The sequence below is a fragment of the Brachyspira alvinipulli ATCC 51933 genome, assembly GCF_000518245.1.
GTDB lineage: Bacteria > Spirochaetota > Brachyspiria > Brachyspirales > Brachyspiraceae > Brachyspira > Brachyspira alvinipulli.
In genome coordinates this window covers 22,774-48,453 of record NZ_KI912408.1, presented here as the reverse complement: position 1 = coordinate 48,453, position 25,680 = coordinate 22,774, and the positions used below count along the sequence as shown (strand labels likewise).

Below are 25,680 nucleotides of genomic sequence, written 5' to 3'. Positions count from 1 at the left end.
CTATATATTACCATAATAGAAAATATTGTTATTTTTATTATGGTAATTTTTTATTTTCATCAAAAAGTCTAATTATATCATCTCTTTTCTTTTTAGCAGCTATTCTGTATGCTGTATTTCCATAGCTGTTTCTATCTGTAGGATTAGCACCTGCTTTTAAAAGTTCATTAATTATATTTATAGGTGTTCCAATAGTTCTATATACTTTTTTATTTAAATTAGTGTCCTCTACAGGAGCTTCATATTCATACATTACAGCACGTATTAAAACAGTATTACCGTTTCTATCTCTTGCATTTACATCAGCGCCTAATTCTATAACTTTTTTTATTAATTCAAAATCTAATTGTCTTTTTTCTATTAAATACATTAATAATGTTTTTCCATCATTCATGCTTGATGCATTTACATCAGCACCTAGATTTATATATTCATTTAATATTTCTGTTGTATATGTACTATCAAAATTTGTAGATATAGTTTCTGCATTATATATAATAGCTTCATTCAAGTTGCTTGCACCAGCATTTACTAATTCTCTTATTATATCAATATTTGTAGCTGCAGTTAAAGGGGATTTTCTCTCGGCACCTTTATAATTTCTGTAGGATTCTATATATGCTCTAGTATTTACATTGGCCCCTGCTTCTATTAAATATTGAACAACCTCTAAACTATTGCCCTCACATGCTGATACTAATGCCGGATTAATATCTTTTGCCCCTAAATCTATAAGTTTTTGAACTATATCTAATTGTCCGCCTATTGCTGCATAGGATAAAGCAACATTATAATTACTTGCTCCTGCCTTCATTATACTTTCTGCTATATCCCAATTCCCTTCAGAACATGCAACATAAAAAGCAAAATCAAAATCTTTAGCTCCGAAATCTAATAATTCATTTACTATATCAATATTTCCAAGTTCCGTAGCATACATTAAAGGAGTCATTCCGTATTGAATATTGTATATATCTAAATTAACACCGTCTCTTAATAATGTTTTTACTTTATCTATATCATTATTCTTTATGCTTTCCATTAACTCATCGTTTTGAGCAAATAAAAAGGACATATTAAATATTATAATACATAAGAAAATAATTATATTTTTCATTATAAAATCCAAATTATAAAATACCGTTTCTATTGTCGGAAATAATAAAACTATGATTATAAAATAAAAAAATTTGCAAAATAATCAATAAATTTTACTAATTAGTAAACATAACAACATATATAAACATAAAATAAGTTGATATTTATTTTTATAGGTTTATAATTTTGATATAGGGGTAGAATTAAATATAATTTAAGAGGTATAAAATTATGGAAATAGCTATTCGTAATAATGCTCCTTACAGCAATAGTATAGGAAATAGAAACAGCAGCAATAATATAGCTAATATTATTCAGGAAGCTAGAGAAAAAACACCTATAAGCGAAGTAGGAGTATGTAAAACTTGTGCCTCAAGAACATATCAGGATGGTTCTAATGATATAGGTGTATCATTTAAAAGTCCTACTCGTATAGATCCTTCAAGTGCACCTTCTCTTGTGGCTTCACATGAACAGGAACATGTTGCTAATAATGAAAGATCAGCAGAAAGAAGCGGAGGAGAGGTTATATTTCAAAATGTAACTTTAAAAACTAATATATGTCCGGAATGTAAGAGAGTTTATGTTTCAGGTGGAGTTACTAGAGCAGCTATAGCAAGTTCCTCAAATAAAGGCAATAATGTAGATACTTACGCTTAAAAATCTTTTTTATTAGTTAAATTTCAAACTATATAATATTTATTATAAAATTTTAATGTGTTGTAAATATAATTATATTAATAATTTAAATAGCAGTATGTTTGCTAATAGGTTTGAAGGGAATAAATCTACGTTAAATTTTACTGTATCAGTTTCAATCAAAAACTTTAGATAAAAAGCTGTTATAATTTTTATTATACAATTAATATTAAAATCTTTGCGGTGTTATATTTTCTTTGGGTTAAAATATCTATTATTCGTTTTAATATAAATCATTATTTTTTTACATAATGATTATAAATTATCATATGTATTGTTTGTGCCTTATTTATTGTGGTGTTTATTTGCAAGTTATTTCACATTTTATATAGTAATATTCAATTAAAAATTATTATAAAAGTTTAATTGATTTTTATTATTTTAAATATAAAATATTTCATAATAAAACTATGGAGTATGTATAAAAAATGAGAGAAATAATCAATTTCAATACTAATTGGAAGTTTTTTAAAGAATGGGATAATAATATTAAAACAGATATTAATGTGAACGGTGAAAAAGTAACATTGCCTCATACAGTACATGAAATACCTCTTCATTATTTTGATGAATCAGATACTTGGTTAATTTCAGGATATCAGAATGTTTTTAAATATAATAAACAGAATTTATTAAATAAAAGAGTATTGATTAATTTTGAAGGTGCTATGGCGGCATGCGAAGTATTTGTTAATGGTGAAAGTTTTGGTGAACATAAAGGCGGATATTTGCCTTTTGTATATGATATAACAGATCATCTGAAAGACGGAGATAATATTATATCTGTAAAACTTGACAGTGTAGAACGTGAAGATATACCTCCTTTTGGTAATGAAATAGATTATTTATGTTACGGCGGAATATACAGAGAGGTTCAAATAATAATAGTTGATGATATTTCTATAGAAAATGTAATGCTTACAGGACTTGCAAATCAAACTTTAACTGGAAAGATTAGAATAAGAAATACTAAAAAAGAGGCTGTAAAAGAAACTATTAGTATTAATCTCTATAATAGAGAATATCATATATGCGAGATAAAAAAAGAAGTATCATTAAAAAAAGATGAATTATTTACTGATATTGAAATTAATGAGCACATAAATTCTGATAGAATAGAAGTTTGGAGTATAGATAATCCAAGACTTTATAAATTAGATGCTTCACTTTCTAATGATGATATAGTTTCTATAAAGATAGGATTCAGAGATGCAGAGTTCAAAGACAATGGTTTTTTCTTGAATGGAGAGAAAATCAAATTAAGAGGATTAAACAGACATCAAAGTTTCCCTTATGTTGGTTATGCTATGCCTGAAAGAATACAGAAAAAAGATGCTGATATATTAAAATTTGATATGGGATTAAATATAGTGCGTTCTTCTCATTACCCTGCTTCAAGACATTTTTTAGACAGATGCGATGAAATAGGATTAATGGTTTTTGAAGAGATACCTGGATGGCAGCATATAGGCGATAAGAATTGGCAGAAAGTTTCAATAGAAAATGTAAAAGATATGATAGAAAGAGATTTTCATCATCCTTCTATAATTATATGGGGGGTAAGAATAAATGAAAGTCAGGATAATCATAGTTTTTATAAAGAAACCAATAAAACAGCTCATAAACTTGATAAAACTAGAGCAACAGGCGGCGTAAGATATATAATGGGAAGCGAGCTTTTAGAAGATGTTTACACTATGAATGATTTTAATTGTGATGGAATTGCTGATCCTATAAGAGCACAAAAGTTTGTTACTAAATTAGATAAGAATGTTCCTTATATGATAACAGAATATAACGGACACATGTTCCCAACTAAAATGCAGGACTGTGAAGAGAGATTAATAGAGCATACTAAAAGGCATTATGATGTAATTAATGCTGTTGCTATAGATAAAAATATAGCAGGTTCAACAGGATGGTGTGCATTTGATTATCATACACATTATGATTTTGGTTCTGGGGATAGAATATGTTATCATGGTGTTTATGATATGTTTAGAAATCCTAAATTGGCAGCCAGCGTTTATTCATCTCAAATGGATAAAGAATGTGAAATAGTATTAGAACCTATAACCATATATGCAAGAGGGGAGAGGTCTATAGGAGGTGTTGCACCTTTAATAGTTTCTACTAACTGCGATTATGTAGAGTTTTATTATAAAGGTGAGCTTTTAGCTAAAGAGTATCCTGCTTCCGGAAAATATCAAGGTTTAGAACATCCCCCTGTTATAATACAAATGGAAAGAAATGTTCCGGGTGTAAGTTCTATGAATTGGGAAGATGCCAAAGTAATAGGGTATATAGATGGAAAAGCTGTTATAGAAAAAAATTATCTAAAAAATCCTACTTTTAAAGAATTGGAAGTAAAATCTGATGATAATGAAATAAATTCTATAAATAATGGTTCTGCTTGGGATTGTACTAGAGTTACTATAAAGGCAGTAGATGCCATAGGTAACAGGCTTCCTTATATTAATGAGTCTGTAAAAATAACTGTTGAAGGTGTAGGGGAGCTTATAGGAAATGATAATCCTGTATTAGAAGGCGGTTATTATTCTTTTTGGGTTAAATCTGGAATTAGAAAAGGAACTATAAAAGTTACAGTACAAAATAAAAGAGTTGAAACAAAAACTATAGAAATAAAAGTAAAATAATTTTTGATAATAAAAACGGACTTACTCTTTATAAGGAATAAGCCCGTTTTTTATACTATTATAATTTATTTATATAATTGTACTGATACTCTTTTAGTTTCTTCATCAAGCCATTTAATAAATGATTCTCTCATACGTGATTCGCCTAGATAATTTTTAACTCTAGTTCTTATACTTTCCATATCTTTTTCAATTCCAACTATTTTAACAATATAAAAACCTTTTCCAACTAATTCACGTACACTGCTTACAGTACCTACTTTATATCCTCTTTTAGCTAAAGTTAATCCGGCATTTACTTGTGCTGGTAAAGATCTTTTTCCAGCATCATATAAAAGATTATATCCTAAATCTCCTCCATTATTTTTGGTAGCTTCATCATCGCTGTATTTTGCAGCAAGTTCGGCAAAATCCTGACCTCTGGCAGCCATTCCTCTAACTTTTCCTGCTAATTCCTGTTTTTCTCCCTTTTCTGTAAATGTAGTTGCTTTGAAAAATATCCATGAAAGCTTAACTAATGTATCTACTTCAAATACTGATTTATCTTTAGCATTATTATAAAACTCATCTGCTTCAGCATCTGTTATTTCATTATTATTGATTACAAGACCATATAAATTTTCCATAGCTATTTGCTTTTTTATAGAATTTCTATATTCTTCATAAGATATACCTTCTGCTCTAAGCTGTTTAGCAAATTGGTCCAATGTCATATTGTATTGTTTGGCAATATTTTCCAATCTTCTGCTTACATCTGTATCTTCTATAACATAATTGTATTCTTTGAGTTTTAAATACATTATTCTCTCTTCTACTAAATCTTTATAAACCATGTCATCATTTACTTTTTGTCCTATAGACCTAGCCTGTAGTGTTAAAAAAGTCTTTCTGCTTATAAAGTCTTCATAAGTTATAGGCATAGAACCGACTATACCTACAATACTATTAACAACATCATTAAATAAAAGATTATATTGAATTAAAAATATAGATAATATAAAAAATATTGTTTTTTTCATTAAAGCCTTATCCTTGTTATTGTTATATATAAAACCTTAAATATACAATATCATTAAAACAATTTATATGCAAGTAGAATTAGCTGTATAAATAAATTAATTTAAAGCAGATGAAAGCTGAAAATAACCAGCACGTGTAAGGTTATTAATGTTAGTAAATCCCATTTTGTGCATACGAAAACATGCAGCACCAGAACGATTTCCGCTTGCACAGTAAACTATATACTCTTTATTTTTATCTAATTTTGACATTTTTTCTTCAAATTTAGAATCATCCAAAGCAATATTTATACTATTTACTATATATTCGCTTTGCTGAACTTCCATATAACTTCTTACATCTATCAAAACAATATTTTTATTATTTTTATATAATGAAACAGCTTCATTTACATTTATATTTTTGAATTTTCCTCTGCTTTTTATATTGAAAATTATTCTTCTTACACTGCTTAATATTATAAAAGTAAGTATTAAGCCTATTATTAAAGTCATTGTATTATTCATATAAATATACCCTCTATGTGTATATCATATCATGCAAAGATAGAAATTTCAATAATTGGTATTTTAATTTTATATACTGTAAATATAAACTGTTTCTTCTATATCTTCATCATTTATTTTTAGAGTATTTTTTTTACCAGAATTTTTAAATCCGTTTTTTTCATAAAACTTTTTTGCTTTTTCATTTTTATCAAAAACACAAAGGCATATATTATTATATCCAGATTCTTTTATATATTCTACAGCATGTTTAAGCAGCATACTGCCTATTCCAGAACCCTGATATATAGGATGAACATATAATGATATTATTTCTCCGTAATTTTCCATATTGCATCTGCTTTGGCCATGTGAAATAACAGCTATTGGTTTATCATCTATATATGCAATATGTGCTTCTCTGGTTTTATTATTTATTCCTTCTTCAAACTCTTCGCACCAATCATCTAAATATATTTTCTTTAAATATGAATCAGGTATAATATTTTTATAGGCATCTTTCCAGCATATAGCATGCAATTTACTAATATCAAATACATCTTTAATTTCTGCTTTTTTTATAACTATATCCATTTTTATTATACCTCAATAATGATAATGATTATTAAATGATAAAATTATATATCAATAATTGCTTATTTTCAAGAATTTTTATAAAAAATGAATATCTATATAGAGCTTAAATTTCTTAAAGCATGACTTATTAAATCTTCTGTACTCATATTTTCTTTATTTTCTATTGAAGCAAGTGATTTAATAGCCTCATTATTAGAAAAACCTAATGATATTAAAGCTTTTATTACATCGCTTTCATTATCATTATAGTTTTTAATAGAAGAGGATGAAATATTTATATCTATTTTTTCTATTTTATCTCTAAGTTCAAATAAAAGTTTTTCAGCCTTTTTTAATCCCATTCCTTGAACTTTTTTAAGCATATTAATATCTTTGTTAAATAGTATATGCATTATTTCATCTATTGAGTATGTAGAAAGTATTTCCATAGTAAGTTTAGGACCAACCCCTGATGTAGACATTAATGTAGAAAACATTTTTTTCTCTTCTCTGCTGCTGAAACCATAAAGTATCATGGCATCTTCTTTATGTATAAGCTGAGTATATAGTCTTATATTATCATCATTTTGAACATTTAGTTTTCTAGATACTATAATTTCATAACCAACACCATTACAAAGAAGAGCTATGATACCTTCTGATATTATTTGTACTTTACCTTCTATAAAAGCAAACATATATTATAAACTAGCCTCATATTCTAATTCTTTTATAGCAGAAATCATTTTATCAGTATTAACCTTTGATTCATCGTATTCAACTTCAGCACATGCATTTTCTAAACTTACATTAACTTTGCTTATTCCTTCTATAGAACTTAATTCTTCAGTAACCGCTTTTACGCAATTCTGACAACCCATTCCATTTATTTTTATAGTTACGTTTTTCATTTTAATACTCCTTTGTTATAATTATCTAACAATTATATAGCATATTGGGGTATTTTTCAATAATATAAAATGATTTTTTATTTTTCTTTAGTTTCTATATTTTCTGTTTTTTCTTTATTTTCTAATTTTTCAATATCTTTATATAAATTAAAAACAACTGTCATTTCAGTTCCTACATTTTCTTCACTTGTTATGTGTATGTCAGCATTATAATAATTACAAATATTCTTTACTATTGTTAATCCTAATCCTGTACCTTGAACTTTTAAATATTTATTATTCTTTACCCTAAAAAATCTTTCAAATATTCTATTTAAATATTGAGGAGCAATACCGCATCCTGTATCTTTTACTGTAAATATAGCTTTAGAATCTTTCTTTTTAAGAGATATTTTTACAATTCCTCCGTCATCTGTATATTTAATTGCATTGTCAACTAAATTATTAACCACTTCTGTAATTTTTTCTTTATTAGCCATTATAATAGCAGATTCTATATCTAAATCTATACTCATATTTCTCTGTTCAGCTTTTATTCTGTTGCTTTCAAATACGCTTAGTATAATTTCTTTTATATCAAGTTTCTCATCAACAGTTTCCTTCCAATTAGCTTCTATTCGGCTTAATGTGAGCATATCTATGACAAGATCTTTCATTCTTAAAGCTTCATTATTTATTCTTTTTATAAAATCAGCTAAATTTTTACCGCCTCCTGTAGCCATTAAAAGTTCAGAGTATCCTAGTATTGATGTAAGAGGTGTTTTTAATTCATGAGATGCATTTATGAAAAAATCCTGTTTTTCTATTTCTACTTTTCTTATATCAGTAACGTCTTCAAACTTTATTAAGGCAGATATATTTTCATTATCAAGTATAGGTATGATGCTTATTTCTATATCTATTGTATGCTCTTTTATATCAAATTTAGAAAATCTTTTTAATTCTATTGCATTATTAATTCTTTCCATAACTTCATTATCTTTGATAACTTCACTTAGGTTTTTTACATTAGAATCAGATATTTCTAATAGATCCATAGTATATTGATTTATAAAAAATATATCCTTATTCTTATTTACGGCAATAATACCTTGAGCAATATTTTCTAATACATAATTAAGTTTTTCTTTTTCTGTTTGATATCCTATTATATTTTCGTTTAGACTTACAGCAAGTTCATTAATATCATAGAGTATTGTATTAATGTCATTATACCCTGTGAGATTTTTAGGTTTGGTTGATTTGTTATTATAAATATTATCTAAAGTTTCTTTTATAATATAGAAAGGAATCATTATATTTCTGCTCATTAAAGGGAGAACTAAAGCCATAATTATAATAACAACACCTATAACCATAACAGCTGTAAATAAGAAACTTATTAAATATTTATTAACAGAATCTATAGGTATTGATACTCTTAATATATAATCTCTGCTGTCATCGGCTTTTATTTTTTTTGAAGCATATATGTATGGAGTTTTTTGACTAATAGAAGTAGTTATAGAGAAGACGGGAGCATTTTCTACACTATGCAATGCCTCTATAACATCGCTTCTATTTGTATGATTTCCCATAAGGTTTTTTGAAGTATCCGCAAGTGTATCTGCAACTACTACGCCATTGGTAGAGATAACACTTATTCTTAATTCTTCCTTGTCAGATTGAAGTACAAACTTTCTGAAGGCATCTTCTGTTTGTATATCATATAAATCTATTTCTTTTTCAAGCATTTCCATAATATTAACTATCATTACTTGGCTGTACATGATATTATTATATTGTACAGTAAATAATATACCTATAAACATTAAAGCACTTGATAATATAAGTATCAATAATGATTTATAAAATATATTCTTAATCATAGTTTCTTAAATATTATTATATTTCTGTTAATTTATAGCCCATGCCTCTGACAGTTATGATATTTTCTTTTTGTAAATCCAACTTCTGTCTAATAGATTTTATATGCATATCAATAGTTCTAGTTTCCATAGAATGGTCTACACCCCATACTTCTTCAAGCATGGTATCTCTATCAACTACATTATTGGCATTTTCCATTAAAAGCTTTAAAAGGTCAAATTCTTTTTGAGTTAATATAACTTGTCTTTCTCCAACAAATACACTTCTTTTCTTTACTATTAATTTTATTTCTCCAAAATTCAATTCTTCAGCATCAAGTCTTACATCTTTTTTTCTTAAATTTGCTTTTATTCTGGCAAGAAGTTCTAATACAGAGAAAGGTTTAGGAATATAATCATCAGCACCTAAATTAAGACCTGTAACTATATTAATTTCACTAGCCTTTGCTGTAAGCATTATAACTTTAATAGGAAGATGAGCGTAATCTGTTCTTATTACTTTTAATATTTCTGTTCCTTCTATATCAGGAAGCATAATATCAAGTAATACTAAATTTGGAGTGGCTGTTTTTAATGCAGTAAGCATATCATTACCATTTGAGAAACATTCTATAGTATATCCTGCTTCTTCAACTGTGTATTTGATGAGATCTCTTATATTATCATCATCTTCTACAGAGTAAATAAGTTCTTTTTCCATAATCAAAACCACCAAGGATAATATATTTTTATTGATACAAATTATATATTTTTTTTACGAATATACAACTATTTATCATAAATATAATAAAAATTAATATTTTGTCAAAATATAATATCAATAATATTTTATTAACTAATTTAATTCAAATTAAGTAAAAATATTTAATTTAAATATTGACTTATAATATTTTTATATTAAAATCACTACTATGAAACAAGAAATAACACCTATATTAGAAAATTATTTAGAAACTATCTACAATTTAGAAGTAGAAAAGAATTTTAAAGAAGCTATAAGAATAACAGATATTGCCGATTTAGTGGGACGTTCTAAAGCTAGTGTTAATACAGCAATTAAGAGCCTTTCAAAATTAGGACATATAAAACATGAGCATTATGGAGATATAGAACTTACAGAATCAGGCAGAGCAATAGGGAAAGATATAGCTGAAAGGCATGCGATATTCTATTATTTCTTAACAAAAGTATTAAATGTGGATGAGAAAGTGGCAGATGAGGAAGCTTGTTTAATAGAACATGCTATGAGTAAAGATACCGTACATAAATTTAAAGAATTCTTATGCGGTTACTGTAAAAAAGAAAATATTTTTAACAGAGAAAAAGAAGCAAAAAACTAAATAGAATTTATATTAAAATTCTATTTAGTTTTATTATCAAATATTAAATAATTTCATGAGATATCATTTCTTCAAATGTCTGTGCTTTTCTTATTAAATAATGATTATCTTTATCTATCATTACCTGAGATATTAAAGTTCTTGAATTATAATTGCTTGCCATACTAAATCCATAAGCACCTGAATCAATCAAAGCAACATAATCTCCAGCTTCTATAGTAGTGCATTCTCTGTCATTTGCAAAAACATCAGAACTTTCGCATATAGGACCTACAAATTGATATTTTTCCTTACCATCTCTTTTTATAAGAGGCAGTATTTCATTATAAGCATCATACATAGCAGCTCTTATATAATCATTCATGCCGCCATTTAATATTATATATTTTTTACCCCATTCTTCTTTAACATATTCAACTTTCATTATCAAAGCACCAGCCTCTGCAATAAAATATCGTCCGGGTTCTGTTGTAATACTTAATTTCATGTCTTTTAATAAATTTATGCTTTCTTTTTTAAACTTTTCAAAATCAAATCCATTGGAGCTTTTATCATATCTTACTCCATATCCTCCGCCTATATCAACAGCTTTTATATTAAAACCAATATTTTTAACTTCTTCTATAAGTCCTTTCATTACTGTTATAGCTTTATTTAATGGGGCAGGATCTAGTATTTGAGAGCCTATATGCATTGAAAGAGAATCTATTTCTATATTATTTAATCCTTTTAAAAAATCTGCATTCTCTTTTATTGTTTTTATACTTATTCCAAATTTATTTCCATGAACACCTGTTGTAATCTTTTCATGTGTATGAGCATCAACATTAGGATTAATTCTTATAGAACATTTAACTGTTTTTTTAAGTTCTTTGGCTATAGTATTTATTCTTACAGCTTCCGGTATTGATTCTATATTAAAGCGTCTTATTTCTAATTCTATTGCTTTTTTTATTTCTTCTTCTGTTTTTCCAACACCTGAAAATACTACATTTTTAGCATTTCCTCCAGCTTTTACATATTTTAAAATCTCTCCTATAGATACTACATCCGCTCCTATGCCTTCCTGAGCCATTAATTTAAGTATTGATAAATTATTTTCTGCTTTAACGGCATAAGCTATTAATAAATCATCTATATCAGAAAAAACTTCTTTAAAAGTTTTTATTTTCTCAAGAATATTATTTTTTGAATAAATGTAAAAAGGTGTTTTGTATTTATTAGTAATATCAGTTAATTTTATATCCTCGCACATAAGGATATTGTCTTTGTAATCAATCATAAATAATCCCTCTAAATTTTAATTTAATATTTCATTTATATTTATGCTTACTATACCTTCTTCTTCAAGCATAGGCAAGTTGTTCTCAAGCATATTTAATGTCTCTATACTTTGATAATGTCCTATACCAATTGCTCCGCCATGTTCTTTTGATAATCTTATTAATTCTCTCCATTGTTTAACTATAGAATCATAATCTCTTTCATTATCAAGAAATACGGATCTTTTTGCAGTTTTTACCCCATATTCAACAGCCATATCATATATAAGACTTCCAGCAACTGTGTAAGAATCGACAAAATATTTATTATTAGCCATAGCATATTCAAGCATATATGAAACTACATCTCGGTCCTTGCTTGCAACAGAACCTGTATGATTATTCATTCCATTTGCATAAGGCACTCTTGAATATGAATGGTCAAGTAATCTGAATATTTCATCTTTATTCATATTTACTCTTATTAATGTTTGCTCTCCAAAATAGTCGCTTCCTTCCATAGGTATATGAAGTATTACATTAACATTGTTGCTATATGCATAATGTGAAAAATCTATACTATGAGATGAATCTGGCAAAACCGCGAATGTTATATCATATTCATTAGCCAAATAAAAAAATCTATCAATATAATCCAATGTATTACCGCTATCATCTATTATAATACTAATCCAGTTGCTCATTTCTATTGATTTATTTATATTATTTAATACAGGTTCTACTATATTAGGGGAATTGACATCTGCCAAGTGAAATATATCGTTTTCTGCGAGCTGTTTTTTGGTTATATTTATATTGTTGCTTGAAGTATTTTTATTGTCAGTATATTCAAAACTAATATTATAATTATTTTTAACTTTAATAAAAGTAAATGAGAATACTGCAATTATAATAATAGAAAGTATAAAAATAAATATATTTTTCATAAAAAAATCATTCTTAATAAAGATGTTTAATGATATTACAAATAATAATAAAAGTCAATTATTTATGAACCATATAGTCAACGCTTACAACAGCATGTTCATTGCATTTCGGACATTTAGGGTATGATAATTTTTTAAATATTTTATCAAAAAATGATTCTTTTTTATTATTTGATTCAATTTTATATATTTCATTACCATTTTCATCTGTTTCAATTTTATTGTCAAAATCTAATGAAACGGATGAAAGACCTGAAGGAGCATTTAATTTTTTATCAGAAGTAAAAAAATATCCGCAGTTTTGGCATTTATAGTGAAAAGGTGCTTTATCTGGAAACATACAAACTCCTTAAAAATTATATATCTAAAACTAATAATTTGTTTTGATCCGTATCAAAATGGTCGCTCATATAAATAATATAATTATCTTTTTTTATTACGCTTCCTGGTTTTATTCTATTATGTCCTACAACCTGATTATAACCAATCCAAGCATCATCAAGCAAATCTTGAGTATCTGACCATAATATGCCTGCAAATTCGTTTATACCGCCTCGTCTGAATGAAGCAATATTGCAGTCGTCTTTATCATTTTTATAAACTATATTTACAACATCATAAACATTATTAATATTTATATCTTTTATTTCATACTTATTTTTTATATAATTAATCCATCCGTTTGTGATGCCTGCATGTGTAAATATATGATCATTTTCTATATGTATAATTTTAAATATATCTGTATTATCATTAAATATCTTATGCATCTCTTTGGCATAACTTTTTCTGTATCTGCTTGCAGTAGGGTAGCCTACTATATATTGAAAGTCATGATTTCCTACTAATAGCTCAACATTATCAGTATGATTTTTTTTGAATTCTATTACTTCATTTAAATTGTCTATTATTTCATCATCACTGAAAGTAACCCAGCTGTCATCGCTGTAATCACCCATAAATACAATCTTATCAAAACTATCAAATTTACCTTCAAGCAATTTTTTCCAGCAGTTTTTTCCATGTAAATCACCTATAATGGCAATTTTCATTTAAAACCTCCTTATAAGTTTGTTTACATACTTGTAATCAATATTTAATTTTTTATCGTTATTCTCAAGTATATTAGATACATAAAGTTCTTCAAACTCTTTTTGGAAATAATCTTTAAACTCTTTTATATTATCTAAATATTCTTCATTATGAAAAGGATCATCAATATTTGTTTTCTTTTTATCTTCATAGCTTAATCTTATTCTGTCAATAATATTGTCAGTAATGCTCGATTTGATTTCATAAATTTTTCCTATATTCTGAACGATATTTATAATTCTAAATAGATCCATAGTAATATTAGAAGTATTAGCAATCATGTAAATATCTATAGAATAGTCTGCTGACTTTCTTTTATCTTCAAGAACATAGTCTAAACTTTTTATAGATTCCTCTACAAAATTATTATTAATTTCAATATTGTAATCTGTTTGAGGTAGACATTCCACTTCTGCAAGTTTTTTTATAAAAATAGTATCGAATTGATTATAAAAATATTTTTTTACATTGCTTGAAAATAAATAAATATAAAAGTATTTCATTTCTTTTTCTTCTATTATATTGATTAATTTGGATATAAATTTTTTTAATTCTGTTTCATTTATAGGAATTTCATAATGTGAAGAAAGTTTTTTTATTGAATTGTATATATTATCATTAACAACATCTATAATTGCTGTTTTATCATTATTTTTTATATAAATAATATTATTATCTAAATTCAAAGGTTCTAAATGAATAGTGTCTCTTTTTTCTTTTAATAATTTTATTTTATTTTCTATATCATTTTTTATGATTTCTTTTTTATCTTCTGAAGTAAAGTGCAGTATTTCTTCTTCTAATAATTTATTTCCCTCTGATTCTTCTTCTTTTTCTAATTTTTCAATTTTTTCTAAACTGTAAAATTCTTTTTTTTCTAATACTTCTTCTATTCTTTTTAAATTATTTTCTCTATCGTTTCCGTAGATATACAATGTAAATTTATATCCGTATTCTATATCAAGTCCCATCATTTTTACAAAAGATTTAGCATTAACTCTTTTTCCATTTTTATTTTCTATTTCTATTTTATCTTCTATAGTTCTTAGAAAATCAACGATAGAATTAATTATTTTATTATCAGAAGCTAAACGGTTTCTGCATTCAAATTCTTTAGATATAAACTCTTCCATAAATTACCCTTATTTTTTATTAATAAACTGTTTATTTTACAAAATATTCTTATTATAAATATAATATATATATTGCATTAAATCAATATTTTATGTGTATAAACATATTTATTTTTTTAATTATATAAATCTTTTTATATAATTAAAATCATACTCTATAACCGAAGAATCTTCTCCTATTATAGAAGATATATAAGCGTATTCAAATTGTTTTTGGAAATAATTTACTATATTTTCTATTAGTATATTACTGCTGCTTCCCATTCCGGATAAAAGATTCTCTCCTATAAATTGAGTTATTTTTGAGGCAAATGATATTAAGTCTTCATTGATTAGTTTGTATTCTATTTCATATATTATAAACAAATTAGTAACTATGCTTATTATATTGCTTTTTATATTTGAATAGTTCAAATTTTTTAAATATATATCAGGAATATTAAATGATATTTCTCTTTTGTTTTTTAATATGTATTCAAATGTTTTAATTGAATCTTTTATAATTTTATTGATGCATTCAACATCATATTCAGTATCTTTTATATATTCCTCATCCATTATCTTTTTTATATAGGCTTTATCAAAATTATTAATAAAGTATTTTTGTATACTATTAAAGAATATATCTTTATAAAAATACTTAATATCTTCTAATTTTAAAGTGTTTATTATGTAGTTTTTAATATTTTCTACATAATTATTATCAATAGTTATTTCATAAAATAAAGCTATATTTTTTATCATTTGTAAAATATCACTATCAATAAAATTAAATATCTCTGTTTTATTATTATTTTTTATATAAAGTATATTTTTACTATCTGTATATTCTGTATGTTTAGTTTCCCTTTTTCTTTTTAATAGTGTTATTTTATTTTGTATATTTTCTTTTTTAGTATTTGGTGTTAAAGATAATATTTCTTTTTCAAGTTCTTTGTCATAATCATATATTTTTTTATGTTTTATAATTTCTTCATCTAAAGAACAAAATTCATTTTCATATAAAAAATTTTCTATTATGTTTAAATTATATTCTTTTTTATCTCCATAACAATATATAGTAATATTACCATTATTTTTAGATAGTAAAGCCATAACTTTTAAAAGAGATTTGGCATTTGCTCTTTTGTCTGAAGTACTATCTCCAATTTCAATTTTATCTTCTATATTATTTTTTATAAAATCTACTATAGAGTTTATAACAGAAGGATTCTTTTTGTATATAAATTCTTTTGATAAAAAATCATTATCTATCATTAATTAATTTCCTTAAAAAAATAAGGAATATTATACAAAAATATCAGTATAAATCAATCAATATTATATTAAAATTATTATGATTATAAATAAACAAAATTTTATTATATAAAACATTATTGTCTTACTTATCATGTATTGTTATTAATAATAAAAAAAATAAGGGATTATTATGTATGTAAAAATGTTTATATGTATAATATGATAATAAATTAATTCTGTACACAAGTAAATAATATCAATTTAAAGAATTATATATTTTATAATATTTAAACTTAAAAATTTAATTAAAAATGCTATATTCATTTTAAAGATAAATAATAAATATATAATACTACATATGTTACATAAAAAATCTTGAAAAAATTTTTCTATTATTATATAATATATAGGAAAACAAAAAAAATTATGAACAAAAAGAAATATGATTGATTTTAATTTAAAAGATATTAGAGAAAAAATATTAAAATTGACTCAAAGTCAGTTTGCCAAAATGTTGGGCGTGCGTCAGGATTATATTTCCAGACTTGAAAGAAATGCTAATAATATAACCCTTGATTTGCTTGATAAACTTGCGGAAAATACAGGGCTTAGTATTGATGAATTAACTAAATATAGAAAAAATTCATTTGAGAATGAAAGTTTGGATTTGTATGATAATTTTATCGATGTACAAAAAATACTAGATAAAATATCAGAAGAGATTAATTCCGTAGATAAGAAAAATAGCGATAAGATTAATGAGCTTATGTCTGATATTTATAGTCAAGTAAATGATACACTTGATATAATAGTTTATGGAAGATATAGTTCTGGAAAAACATCTTTTATAAATGCTATTTTTGATAAGAATATAGATACTAATCCATATTCTGAAGATACGGATAGCGAAGAATATTATCTTCAAGATGATTCTAAGCAATTTAGAATTGTTGAGTATAAAGATAATGTTCTTGATACAAAGAAGTATAGTAATAAAAATATGTTTATTTATCTTTGTGATATAAATGCTTTTTCACAAGAAGATGTTACAAATATAAATGGACTTATTAATTTTGTAGACGATTTTTCAAATATATTTGTAATATTCTCAAAAGCAAATATTTTTGATGAAGATGAACTTGATGGTGTTATAAATAAAAAATTTGAAATACTTAAAAACTTTATATCTTCAAGTGAAAATATAAACAAGATAGATTATGAATATTTAAGAACTAGATTTTTCCCATTTTCTATTAATAATACGAATTTTGTGAAAGAGATAAAAAGTAAATTTGTAGAGAGTCTTAAATATACATACTATCATAGATTATTAACTAATATTAATTTCTATATTGAAATTATAAATGATAAAAATGAATTCCAAGATAATGACAAAATAGAAACTAATATACAAAAATTAAAAAATAGTGCTAAAGAAATATTCAATGATATATATAAAAATACTTTGAATATAGATAATATTATTAAAGCTATTGATGAACATAATGTATATAGAAAGAAAGATGATATAAAAGTATTATGCAATAGTATTAATTTGGAATTAGATACTAAATTATATAATACTTTAGCTATAGTAGAAGATGATTTTTCTAATAAAGAGACAAACAAATCTGCACTTTCAAAAAATGCTAATAAAATATGTTTAGCATCAGCTACAATTGGTATTGTGCCTTCATTTGATTTGTTAAAGTCAAGCGGAATAAAACAGGTAAATATCATAGGAGCATCTTTATATTTTCTACCTAGTATAGTTTTTATACTTTCTGGATTTATGTCATTTTCAGGTAATTGGAAGAAGACTTTATCTAAAAAAGTTATAAAGGCTTATGAAGAAGAGAATGTAATATCTAAATATAATAAGTTTATAGATGAATATTTTAATAACTATATGGTAAATGTGAAAGAAATAGAGCAAAAGAGAATAGAGTTCTTAAAATATCAAGATGATGCTAAGCTTTATAAAAATATAAAAACAATACTTGCAAATATTTCAAATAATATTGAAAAATAAAAATACTTTATAAATGAATAAAGAAAATATAAAAAATAATTTTATATTTTCTTTTTTATTTATTATTAGTTATTAGTACTATTAGTGTAAACTAACCAACTATTATCTGGTAATTGATAATAACTATTTTCAACTAATCTTTGAACATTTCTTCTATACAAAGCACTTTCTACTTCTTTAATATTTGCCATAGTAAGTTTAGGATCTGAAAGTATAAGATATTCTGCTATGGTTCTTCTATCAGTATTTTCTTTTTCCATTATACCTTTTATATATTTTACTCTTTCATCGCTGTATTGTGTTTTAGGTTTTGATACATCAAAGGCTATATATGATAAATAACCGCTATTATTTTCACCTATATAATAATTAGTTTTATATAAATTTATTTCATCCTGATTAAACATACTTCTTATTAATGCTTCTCTATACTCTTGTGCTAATTCATCTGACACATTTGTACTAACCATAATAAGATTTAAATCCTGTTCGCTTGACAATGTTGAAATTTGATAAGCACTTTCATCTATCTGTCTGTATCTTCCAAGAACTTGTGCTTCTATTAATGTTTTTCCTCCCAAAACACGCATTTCTGGTTCCTGCACAAGTATAAGTTTAGAACAGCTTGTAAATAATATCACAAAAATAGAAATAAATATTATATTATAAAATTTCATTTATGTTATTCTCCTAATATTATATATTATCAATTACCTTCCAAATATGATATTACATCAGAAAAAGGCATAGGTTCAAGTCCGAATTTATCACCTTCAAATGCTATTAACTGCTGTTTCTGCTGGCTTGGTTTATCTAAATTTTGATCTCTAAAGTAGAAAGTAGTGTATACTTTATTAGCAGATATACTAAATTCCACAGAGTTAGGATCATATCCAAATTGAACTATATTTTCTACAGTTGATATTCCAGGGTTAATAGGTCTTATCATCTCTATTAAGAATTTAGAAAATTCTGTAGACATTTTGCTTATACCAACAAAGAAAGTAGTAGGTCTTATATTGTTTAAAGGACTAACTCCGACACCTGCAATATCAGCAGTAAGATTAACTAACAATTTTTCATCATTAATCTTTTCTCTATTTTCTGGGCTTAATAGATATTTAAAGTTAATATCACTAGCCAAAACTCTCATATCATATTTTATAGTACTTGTATTAAAACTTCCTAAATCAACATTAACCCAAGGTAAATGTATAGCACCTCTTCTAGGAGCTGTATTGTTTGATATAGATGCTAGGAATAAATTATCATCAAACTTTTCTCCGCCTATATAGAGGGATGATTTTAAATCTTGTATGGTAAGTCCATGTCCCTGTATTTTTACAGAAGAATAGAAATCCATTATTCTTATGCTGTCATCAACAAATGGAGGTATTTTTAAGTACACTCTAAGCTGTTTGAAATACATATTTGGAACTTGACTTATAAGAGGTGTATATCTTGCAGCTGTTGTAACTGTTTCATTTTTTGTAGGTGTTAAATCAAAACGGTAATCTATATTAGAAGTAAGTCCTTTTAATACTATGGACATTTTGTCAGGTGAATCCATATTAGCAAAAAAATCATCCGTTTTGAATATTCCGTCAGCTATATTGTTTTTTAGATTTCCGTTTACATTGAATAATCCTCCTATTTCTATACCAAATGGAAGATATAAATTCTCTGTATCCAAGCCTACATCGTAGTTTAAATCAGCGTTTTTTATTTCAGGAGTGAAATATCCATCAACATATACTTTTAATTTATTAGCAGGGCTTTGTAAATTAAATTCTCTTATATTAGCATAAAGATTTTCTCCGAAATTAACATCCGCATCAACTTTCATAGTAACATCTTGAAGTTTGTATTGCTTTTCTGTTACGTAAAATGTACTGAAATTAGTTACAGTTGCAAATGTATTGCCTAAATCTAAAGTGTATCCTAAAGCACTTGTTATTTTTACATCATCTTCAAAAGGCAAACTTTCCAAAGCCTCAGCAAATTTTGGAGAAAGCCAATTCTTCATAGCATAAGGAGCTATTCTTAAAGTAGATATATTAACAAAACCGCCTTTTAATCCCATTCCTTCCAAATCAAGATTAGATCTGAAATTTAAGAAGTTGTTTAAATCTAAATTTAGTTCTGAAATATCTATTTCCTGAGATAGTAAATTAGCATTAGCAAGTACATTTAGTTTTGCTGTAGCTGTTGATGATACCTCTCCGGATAAATTGTAAGAAAAATTATTTATAACACCATTAACTGTTGTCTTTATATCATTTATCATTTCTCCGAAGACATTAACATCCAAATTAAGCGAACCTCTTGCCAATCCTCCTGAGAAATTAGCAATAGGTAAAGATTTTACTTTTATGTTCACATCTGTAGGATCATCAAATTTTACAGCACCATTAACAATTATATCAGAATTAATATATTTTGTTGATACATTATCTATATAAAGTACTGTATCACTTTTTTTATTAGGATCAGTTATAGCTGGAGCCACTGCCAAAGCACCATTTAAAGATGATAAAGCTCTAAAGGATACATCTGTATTAGTGAATCTGTATTTCTTTAAAGCAGTTATTCTGTCAATGGTAGTTTTATGATCTAGTTTTATATCTTCTCTGGACATATTATTAGGATTAAAAGCAAATCCAACTTTAGTTTTTGAGTTTAAATTATTTACAGCTACAATATTTCCCATAGATACATTTATTTTATCTAAAGCAATATTAATAGTATTAGTTAAATTGTTAATGTTGCCGCTTGTTTTATCTGCATCAACATTTACCATACCGCTTACATTTAACCCTAAAGTAGGTACAAACATAGGTATTAAAGTATTTATTTTATTTAAATCAAGTCTTGCATATAAAGTATCTAAATTAATACCTATATTCTCACTGAATATATTATTGGCAGATGCAATAACTTTTAAAATTTCATCATTTAAAAGTTCTGAAGACATATTTTCTATAGATAAGCTTTGAGTTTTTACATTATATCTTGCAAGCAGATGTGCTGCTACTTGTATATCGTCTCTCTTTTTTTCATTATAGCTGAAATAAGGATCATCTATTTCAAAATCAAATGTTACAATTATTTCATCTTTATCGTATCCTTCCTCTTTTTTAGGATATGATACATCTAAATTGAATAATGGATTATCATTGAATAAAATACTTCTGTCATTGTAAGCCAAACTATTGCTTATAAAACTTTTCAAATAAATATCTTTCAAAACTTCAGGAGCTCTTACTCCCATTACTTTTGAAAGAGAAAATCTTTTACTGTGCAAATCCAAATGAAGATTATAATTACTCAAACTTGCTATGAGTCCATTATTAGGAACATTAGTTAAAAATGATTTGCTGTCAGCTTTGAATGCTAAATTATTTATTCTTATATTTTCTATATCTGCTTTTATTTTAAGAAAATCTAGCTTTTTTATATCAAATGGTTTTTTATTTGTATCTTCTATTTTTGGTTCCGATGGAGGCAAGTCTGGAAGATTCCAATTACCGCTTTCATCTGTAAACATATATACATATAGATTATCAATTGACAGTTCTTGTACATGCAATTTTAAAAAGAATAGAGAAAATAATGAAAATCTTAATCTGAAATTATCTATTTTTATATTCTCTTCATTGTTGAAATTTGAAGAATTATAAAGTATTACATTACTCATTTCTACTTTAGGAAATAGTAAGCCGTAACTAAAATCTTCAATTTCTAATTTCCTATTCATAGAAGAGTATACTATATCTTGAATAAGATTTTTTACTCTTTCATTGTTAAAATATATTCTTGCCCCTATAACACCTACAATTAAAACAAAAAGAATTATTAAGGGTATATATCTTTTTTTAAATTTTCTTTTTTTCTTTTCTTCTTTACTGTTTTGAGTATTATCTGATATAGACTCAGGAATATTTTTTTCTTTTTTATTAAACAATTTGTTAAAAAACTTCTTCATAACTATATAAAACCAAATATATTTACATAAAGTAGTATATTATAGAATATTTTCTTTATCAATAGTTTTATTCATTATAATAATAATATTCATTGTTATTTTCTCCATTATTTCCATTATTTTCATCAAATCTGTATATATTTTCCTGATTATTGCTGTAATTCTCTTCATTATCATTATTATAATAGTAGTATTCGGAATTATAATCTTCCGGTCTTATTATAATAACATTATTGGTATTATTGAAGTTGCTTTCAAGATTTTCTTCAAATTCTTCTTCCTGAGTATTATTATCTTCCGTATTCAAATAATTATTACTGTAATTATAATAATCCATTTCATAAGTATTAGAATCATTATAATATCCATAATTATAATCGCCGCTTATTTCATTTGATATACTCATATTAAATTCATAATTTCTAGCCTTAGATATTCCTTTCTGCCATTTTTCCTTAGTTAAATCTCTTTCAAATATAAGATAATATCTTCCCTGATCTAAACTTACAATCTGTTCATCATCCGTTTGAGGCATAGTTATAATCTTTCCTAACATTTCATTTGATATACTTATGTTAATAGCCTGAGAATCTATTAAAAAATATGATAATTTAACACTTGATCTTATAGGTATATTAAAATTATAATAATCCTTATCATAAGAATAATCTATTGCACCTTTATATGTCTGATTAAATTCTATAGTTTGTGCTTCAGATGGCTTATTATTAGGTTCATGTTCTGTGTATTTATCATAAGGTTTTGCTATGATGCTTACTCTATATGGTATATTAACAACAGCATTGCTTGAAGTTAATATGAAATAATATGACATATAAGGATATAGTATAAGCTTATCTACAGTTTCTCCATCTCCTGTATTATTAATGTCTTTTATAGTTATCCAATTTCCTTTTTGATCATATAGTCTTATACTTGCATCTACTGACGGCACTCCGGAAAGTTCTATGGATATAGAATACGTATTAAAAGAACTGTTTGTTATTTTATATGAATCTATTTCTATATTTTTTAAATCACCGCTTTTTATTGAAGGGTTATATGTTTGACTATAATATCCATCTATAGTATACAATCTGTTTTCGCTATTAACATCTATAATTTGAGAAGATGATATTTTATCATTAGGTTCTTTTTCATCACTTTCTTTATAATCTCTTTTTTGAAGTATCAGTATATAATCGATATTTTCTTTAACATTTTCTTTTATAGATATTGAAATATAGTATTTATTTTCACTATTATTAGTATTTTCAAAGTATATGCCTTTCATTATTTGGGTAGAATGTATAGCATTTATATTTTCATTGTCATCTTTAGTTAAATCACTTATATCGTTAACATCATCAGGGTTTATTTTTTCCTCTGTTTCATTTGTATAATCTGGTGTACTATTAGTATCAGCAATAATTTCCGGTTCATTTATAACTTTTATTATATTAGTTTGAGAATCATATAAAGTCATTGTAAGAGGGGTGTATGTTGAATTAGAAATATAAAAATCTATTATCTGCGTGTTATCATCAACAGTAAAGTAGTAATAATCTATATTAGTACCTTCTGTTTGTCCTATTATACCATCTTTATTTATATACTGTGCAGTTTCAAAAGTATTATTTTTTGCTGATTTATTTTCCAGCTTATATTTTCCGCCTTTGCATGATAGAATTAAGATAGCAAATACAAATACAATAACTATATTTTTTTTCATTTTTTATCACCTAAAAATTATAAACTTATCTTATTATTATACATCATTATTAAATAAAAAGATATAAAATAAGTTTTAAAAAATTTAAGTTATGTATTGACATTTTATTTATAATATGTTATTATGCTTTTACGTTTTCAAATTAATATGGGTAGGTGGCCGAGCAGTCAATGGCAGCAGACTGTAAATCTGCCGACGTGAGTCTACGGGGGTGCGAATCCCTCCCTGCCCACATTCTTTTTTACGCAATACTTTTTAATAAAGGATTGTATTTTGGCTATAGAATTTTATAATGAATACATATCCATAGTTATGGAAGCTAATTTAAGCTCCTCTGAAGAAATAGAAAAATTTGTTGAAGATTCCAATGAAGCATGTAATATTAGAATGCCTGTAGTTGTTCTTGATATGAAAAATGTAAGAGAAATAAATAGTGCTGGTATTGCTAAAATACTTAAACTGTATAAAAATCTGCAATCATTAAAAGTAAAACTATTTATGATTAATTTACATGAATCTGTTACTCCTATCTTAAAAAGTCTTATGATATTTAGCTTAATCAAGTATTTTGATGATCCTAAAGATTTCCTACTATAATTTAAAAAAATTTAAACATAGCTCTGCTTAATAAAGAAGTTTTATTTTTTATATTATAATTATCCATACTAAATATATCAAGCAAAATATGATGAATATTTTTTATATTATTCCTGTTAAAATTACCAGCACATGTGGCACAGTAAACATATATATTTTCTAAATTTTTGTTTTTCAATTTTTCTATAAATCCTTGCGCTAATTCTTTTTCATTAACGATAGCGCAACCTCCAAGTCCGCAGCAATTAATATCATTTATATCTTTAATTTTATTTTTATCTAAATCAATAATATTTAATATAGAATTTTTTATATATTTTGATTCTTTATCAGGGCAAGGTATAAAAAGATTTATTTGTTCATCATTATTATTTAACTTAAATTTTAATCCTAATTCATATAATTTTTCATATATGGTTATAATTTTTATATTAATTCTAGGTTTTAAAAAATAATAACAATTAGGGCATAATGTTATTATTTCTTTTATTCCATTTAATGCCATGTTTTTTTCTAATTTGTTTATTATATCATTTTCATAATTTGTTATACCCAATTCAGCTATAGGCTTACCGCAGCAGTCAAATATAACACCAATATTATATTCTTTCTTAAATTTATATAGTATATTTTTTAATGCATCAGGATAAAACGATGAAAAATTGCATCCTGGAAATATTACAGATTTGCCGATTATATTATTATAGTTTTTAAAAATATAGTCTTTTTTTTCAAGCAATAAGAATTTATATTTTTGCTCAATTTCTTTTCTTTTTTCTATATCTTTATCAGCCTTACTGCTTCTTAATGATAAGGATATTTTATGCCCGTCTATATCTTTAGGACAAACAATTTTACAATCATTACATAAAAAACAATTGTAAGCTAAATCATCTCTCTTAGAATACTCTTCTAAATCCATATTATATTTAGTTAGAAAACTGCAGTTTTTTACGCATCTATTACAATGAATACAGTCTTTGACATTATCAGGCATTTCCATAAAA

24 protein-coding genes and 1 tRNA gene are annotated in these 25,680 nt (G+C 25.3%); 7 read left to right on the top strand and 18 right to left on the bottom strand.

Annotated features, from left to right (window positions below):
* Positions 1-37: 37 nt before the first annotated feature.
* On the bottom strand, positions 38-1,117 hold the full coding sequence (locus T324_RS0115620) for an ankyrin repeat domain-containing protein (protein ID WP_028331102.1): 1,080 nt from the start codon (positions 1,115-1,117) through the stop codon (positions 38-40).
* A gap of 212 nt (positions 1,118-1,329) precedes the next feature.
* Here T324_RS0115620 and T324_RS0115615 point away from each other — a divergent pair, with 212 nt between their 5' ends.
* The 3 genes from T324_RS0115615 to T324_RS0115610 all read left to right on the top strand — a co-directional run bounded on the left by T324_RS0115615 (position 1,330) and on the right by T324_RS0115610 (position 4,454).
* Complete coding sequence (locus T324_RS0115615) at positions 1,330-1,758, top strand: hypothetical protein (RefSeq protein ID WP_028331101.1); 429 nt, start codon at positions 1,330-1,332, stop codon at positions 1,756-1,758.
* Between the two features lie 271 nt (positions 1,759-2,029).
* Positions 2,030-2,143 carry a tryptophan-rich sensory protein gene (locus tag T324_RS19010; RefSeq protein WP_156920184.1) on the top strand — a complete coding sequence of 38 codons (114 nt, stop codon included), beginning with the start codon at positions 2,030-2,032 and terminating at the stop codon, positions 2,141-2,143.
* 82 nt (positions 2,144-2,225) lie between these two features.
* Complete coding sequence (locus T324_RS0115610) at positions 2,226-4,454, top strand: glycoside hydrolase family 2 protein (RefSeq protein ID WP_028331100.1); 2,229 nt, start codon at positions 2,226-2,228, stop codon at positions 4,452-4,454.
* A gap of 65 nt (positions 4,455-4,519) precedes the next feature.
* Here the strand turns inward: T324_RS0115610 and T324_RS0115605 are convergent, their stop codons facing one another.
* From T324_RS0115605 to T324_RS0115575, 7 genes are all read right to left on the bottom strand, one after another.
* The gene (locus T324_RS0115605; protein ID WP_028331099.1) at positions 4,520-5,473 is read right to left on the bottom strand and encodes a peptidylprolyl isomerase; all 954 of its coding nucleotides are present in this window, start codon (positions 5,471-5,473) and stop codon (positions 4,520-4,522) included.
* Positions 5,474-5,569: 96 nt separating this feature from the next.
* A complete protein-coding gene (locus T324_RS0115600) occupies positions 5,570-5,980 on the bottom strand; it encodes a rhodanese-like domain-containing protein (protein WP_028331098.1) in 411 nt (136 codons plus the stop codon).
* Between the two features lie 69 nt (positions 5,981-6,049).
* Positions 6,050-6,553, bottom strand: a complete 504-nt coding sequence (locus T324_RS0115595; protein WP_028331097.1) for a GNAT family N-acetyltransferase — start codon at positions 6,551-6,553, stop codon at positions 6,050-6,052.
* Between the two features lie 95 nt (positions 6,554-6,648).
* Positions 6,649-7,233: a Holliday junction branch migration protein RuvA gene (ruvA, locus tag T324_RS0115590; protein ID WP_028331096.1), complete on the bottom strand. Its 585-nt coding sequence runs from the start codon at positions 7,231-7,233 to the stop codon at positions 6,649-6,651.
* Positions 7,234-7,236: 3 nt separating this feature from the next.
* Positions 7,237-7,446: a heavy-metal-associated domain-containing protein gene (locus tag T324_RS0115585; RefSeq protein WP_028331095.1), complete on the bottom strand. Its 210-nt coding sequence runs from the start codon at positions 7,444-7,446 to the stop codon at positions 7,237-7,239.
* A 77-nt stretch (positions 7,447-7,523) separates the two neighbouring features.
* Positions 7,524-9,314, bottom strand: coding sequence for a sensor histidine kinase (locus tag T324_RS0115580; protein WP_028331094.1), 1,791 nt, complete (start codon positions 9,312-9,314; stop codon positions 7,524-7,526).
* Between the two features lie 16 nt (positions 9,315-9,330).
* The gene (locus T324_RS0115575; protein WP_028331093.1) at positions 9,331-10,014 is read right to left on the bottom strand and encodes a response regulator transcription factor; all 684 of its coding nucleotides are present in this window, start codon (positions 10,012-10,014) and stop codon (positions 9,331-9,333) included.
* 211 nt (positions 10,015-10,225) lie between these two features.
* On the opposite strand from T324_RS0115575, the gene T324_RS0115570 reads away from it, so the two are divergent.
* A complete protein-coding gene (locus T324_RS0115570) occupies positions 10,226-10,654 on the top strand; it encodes a metal-dependent transcriptional regulator (RefSeq protein WP_028331092.1) in 429 nt (142 codons plus the stop codon).
* Positions 10,655-10,697: 43 nt separating this feature from the next.
* Here the strand turns inward: T324_RS0115570 and lysA are convergent, their stop codons facing one another.
* The 6 genes from lysA to T324_RS17820 all read right to left on the bottom strand — a co-directional run bounded on the left by lysA (position 10,698) and on the right by T324_RS17820 (position 16,345).
* Positions 10,698-11,936, bottom strand: a complete 1,239-nt coding sequence (gene lysA, locus T324_RS0115565) for a diaminopimelate decarboxylase (RefSeq protein ID WP_028331091.1) — start codon at positions 11,934-11,936, stop codon at positions 10,698-10,700.
* A gap of 18 nt (positions 11,937-11,954) precedes the next feature.
* The gene (locus T324_RS0115560; RefSeq protein ID WP_028331090.1) at positions 11,955-12,863 is read right to left on the bottom strand and encodes a divergent polysaccharide deacetylase family protein; all 909 of its coding nucleotides are present in this window, start codon (positions 12,861-12,863) and stop codon (positions 11,955-11,957) included.
* A gap of 58 nt (positions 12,864-12,921) precedes the next feature.
* Positions 12,922-13,203 (bottom strand): hypothetical protein, encoded by a 282-nt coding sequence (locus tag T324_RS0115555; protein WP_028331089.1) that lies wholly within the window; start codon positions 13,201-13,203, stop codon positions 12,922-12,924.
* A gap of 16 nt (positions 13,204-13,219) precedes the next feature.
* Positions 13,220-13,915, bottom strand: a complete 696-nt coding sequence (locus T324_RS0115550; protein ID WP_028331088.1) for a metallophosphoesterase — start codon at positions 13,913-13,915, stop codon at positions 13,220-13,222.
* Positions 13,916-15,088, bottom strand: coding sequence for an HPr family phosphocarrier protein (locus T324_RS0115545; protein ID WP_028331087.1), 1,173 nt, complete (start codon positions 15,086-15,088; stop codon positions 13,916-13,918).
* 120 nt (positions 15,089-15,208) lie between these two features.
* Positions 15,209-16,345 (bottom strand): HPr family phosphocarrier protein, encoded by a 1,137-nt coding sequence (locus T324_RS17820; RefSeq protein WP_051436873.1) that lies wholly within the window; start codon positions 16,343-16,345, stop codon positions 15,209-15,211.
* 424 nt (positions 16,346-16,769) lie between these two features.
* Between T324_RS17820 and T324_RS0115535 the strand changes: the two genes are divergently transcribed.
* Positions 16,770-18,359 (top strand): helix-turn-helix domain-containing protein, encoded by a 1,590-nt coding sequence (locus tag T324_RS0115535; RefSeq protein ID WP_028331086.1) that lies wholly within the window; start codon positions 16,770-16,772, stop codon positions 18,357-18,359.
* 65 nt (positions 18,360-18,424) lie between these two features.
* Here the strand turns inward: T324_RS0115535 and T324_RS0115530 are convergent, their stop codons facing one another.
* The 3 genes from T324_RS0115530 to T324_RS17565 form a co-directional block, all read right to left on the bottom strand.
* Positions 18,425-19,036, bottom strand: coding sequence for a YdbL family probable chaperone protein (locus T324_RS0115530; RefSeq protein ID WP_028331085.1), 612 nt, complete (start codon positions 19,034-19,036; stop codon positions 18,425-18,427).
* A 29-nt stretch (positions 19,037-19,065) separates the two neighbouring features.
* Positions 19,066-22,344, bottom strand: coding sequence for an AsmA family protein (locus T324_RS0115525; RefSeq protein ID WP_028331084.1), 3,279 nt, complete (start codon positions 22,342-22,344; stop codon positions 19,066-19,068).
* 67 nt (positions 22,345-22,411) lie between these two features.
* Positions 22,412-24,076, bottom strand: a complete 1,665-nt coding sequence (locus T324_RS17565) for a hypothetical protein (protein WP_051436872.1) — start codon at positions 24,074-24,076, stop codon at positions 22,412-22,414.
* Positions 24,077-24,225: 149 nt separating this feature from the next.
* Here T324_RS17565 and T324_RS0115515 point away from each other — a divergent pair.
* Positions 24,226-24,308: transfer RNA gene (locus T324_RS0115515), tRNA-Tyr, on the top strand.
* Between the two features lie 41 nt (positions 24,309-24,349).
* The gene (locus T324_RS0115510; RefSeq protein ID WP_028331083.1) at positions 24,350-24,673 is read left to right on the top strand and encodes an STAS domain-containing protein; all 324 of its coding nucleotides are present in this window, start codon (positions 24,350-24,352) and stop codon (positions 24,671-24,673) included.
* 1 nt (position 24,674) lies between these two features.
* On the opposite strand, the gene T324_RS0115505 is transcribed toward T324_RS0115510, so the two are convergent.
* Complete coding sequence (locus T324_RS0115505; RefSeq protein WP_028331082.1) at positions 24,675-25,676, bottom strand: heterodisulfide reductase-related iron-sulfur binding cluster; 1,002 nt, start codon at positions 25,674-25,676, stop codon at positions 24,675-24,677.
* Between the last annotated feature and the right edge of the window lie 4 nt (positions 25,677-25,680).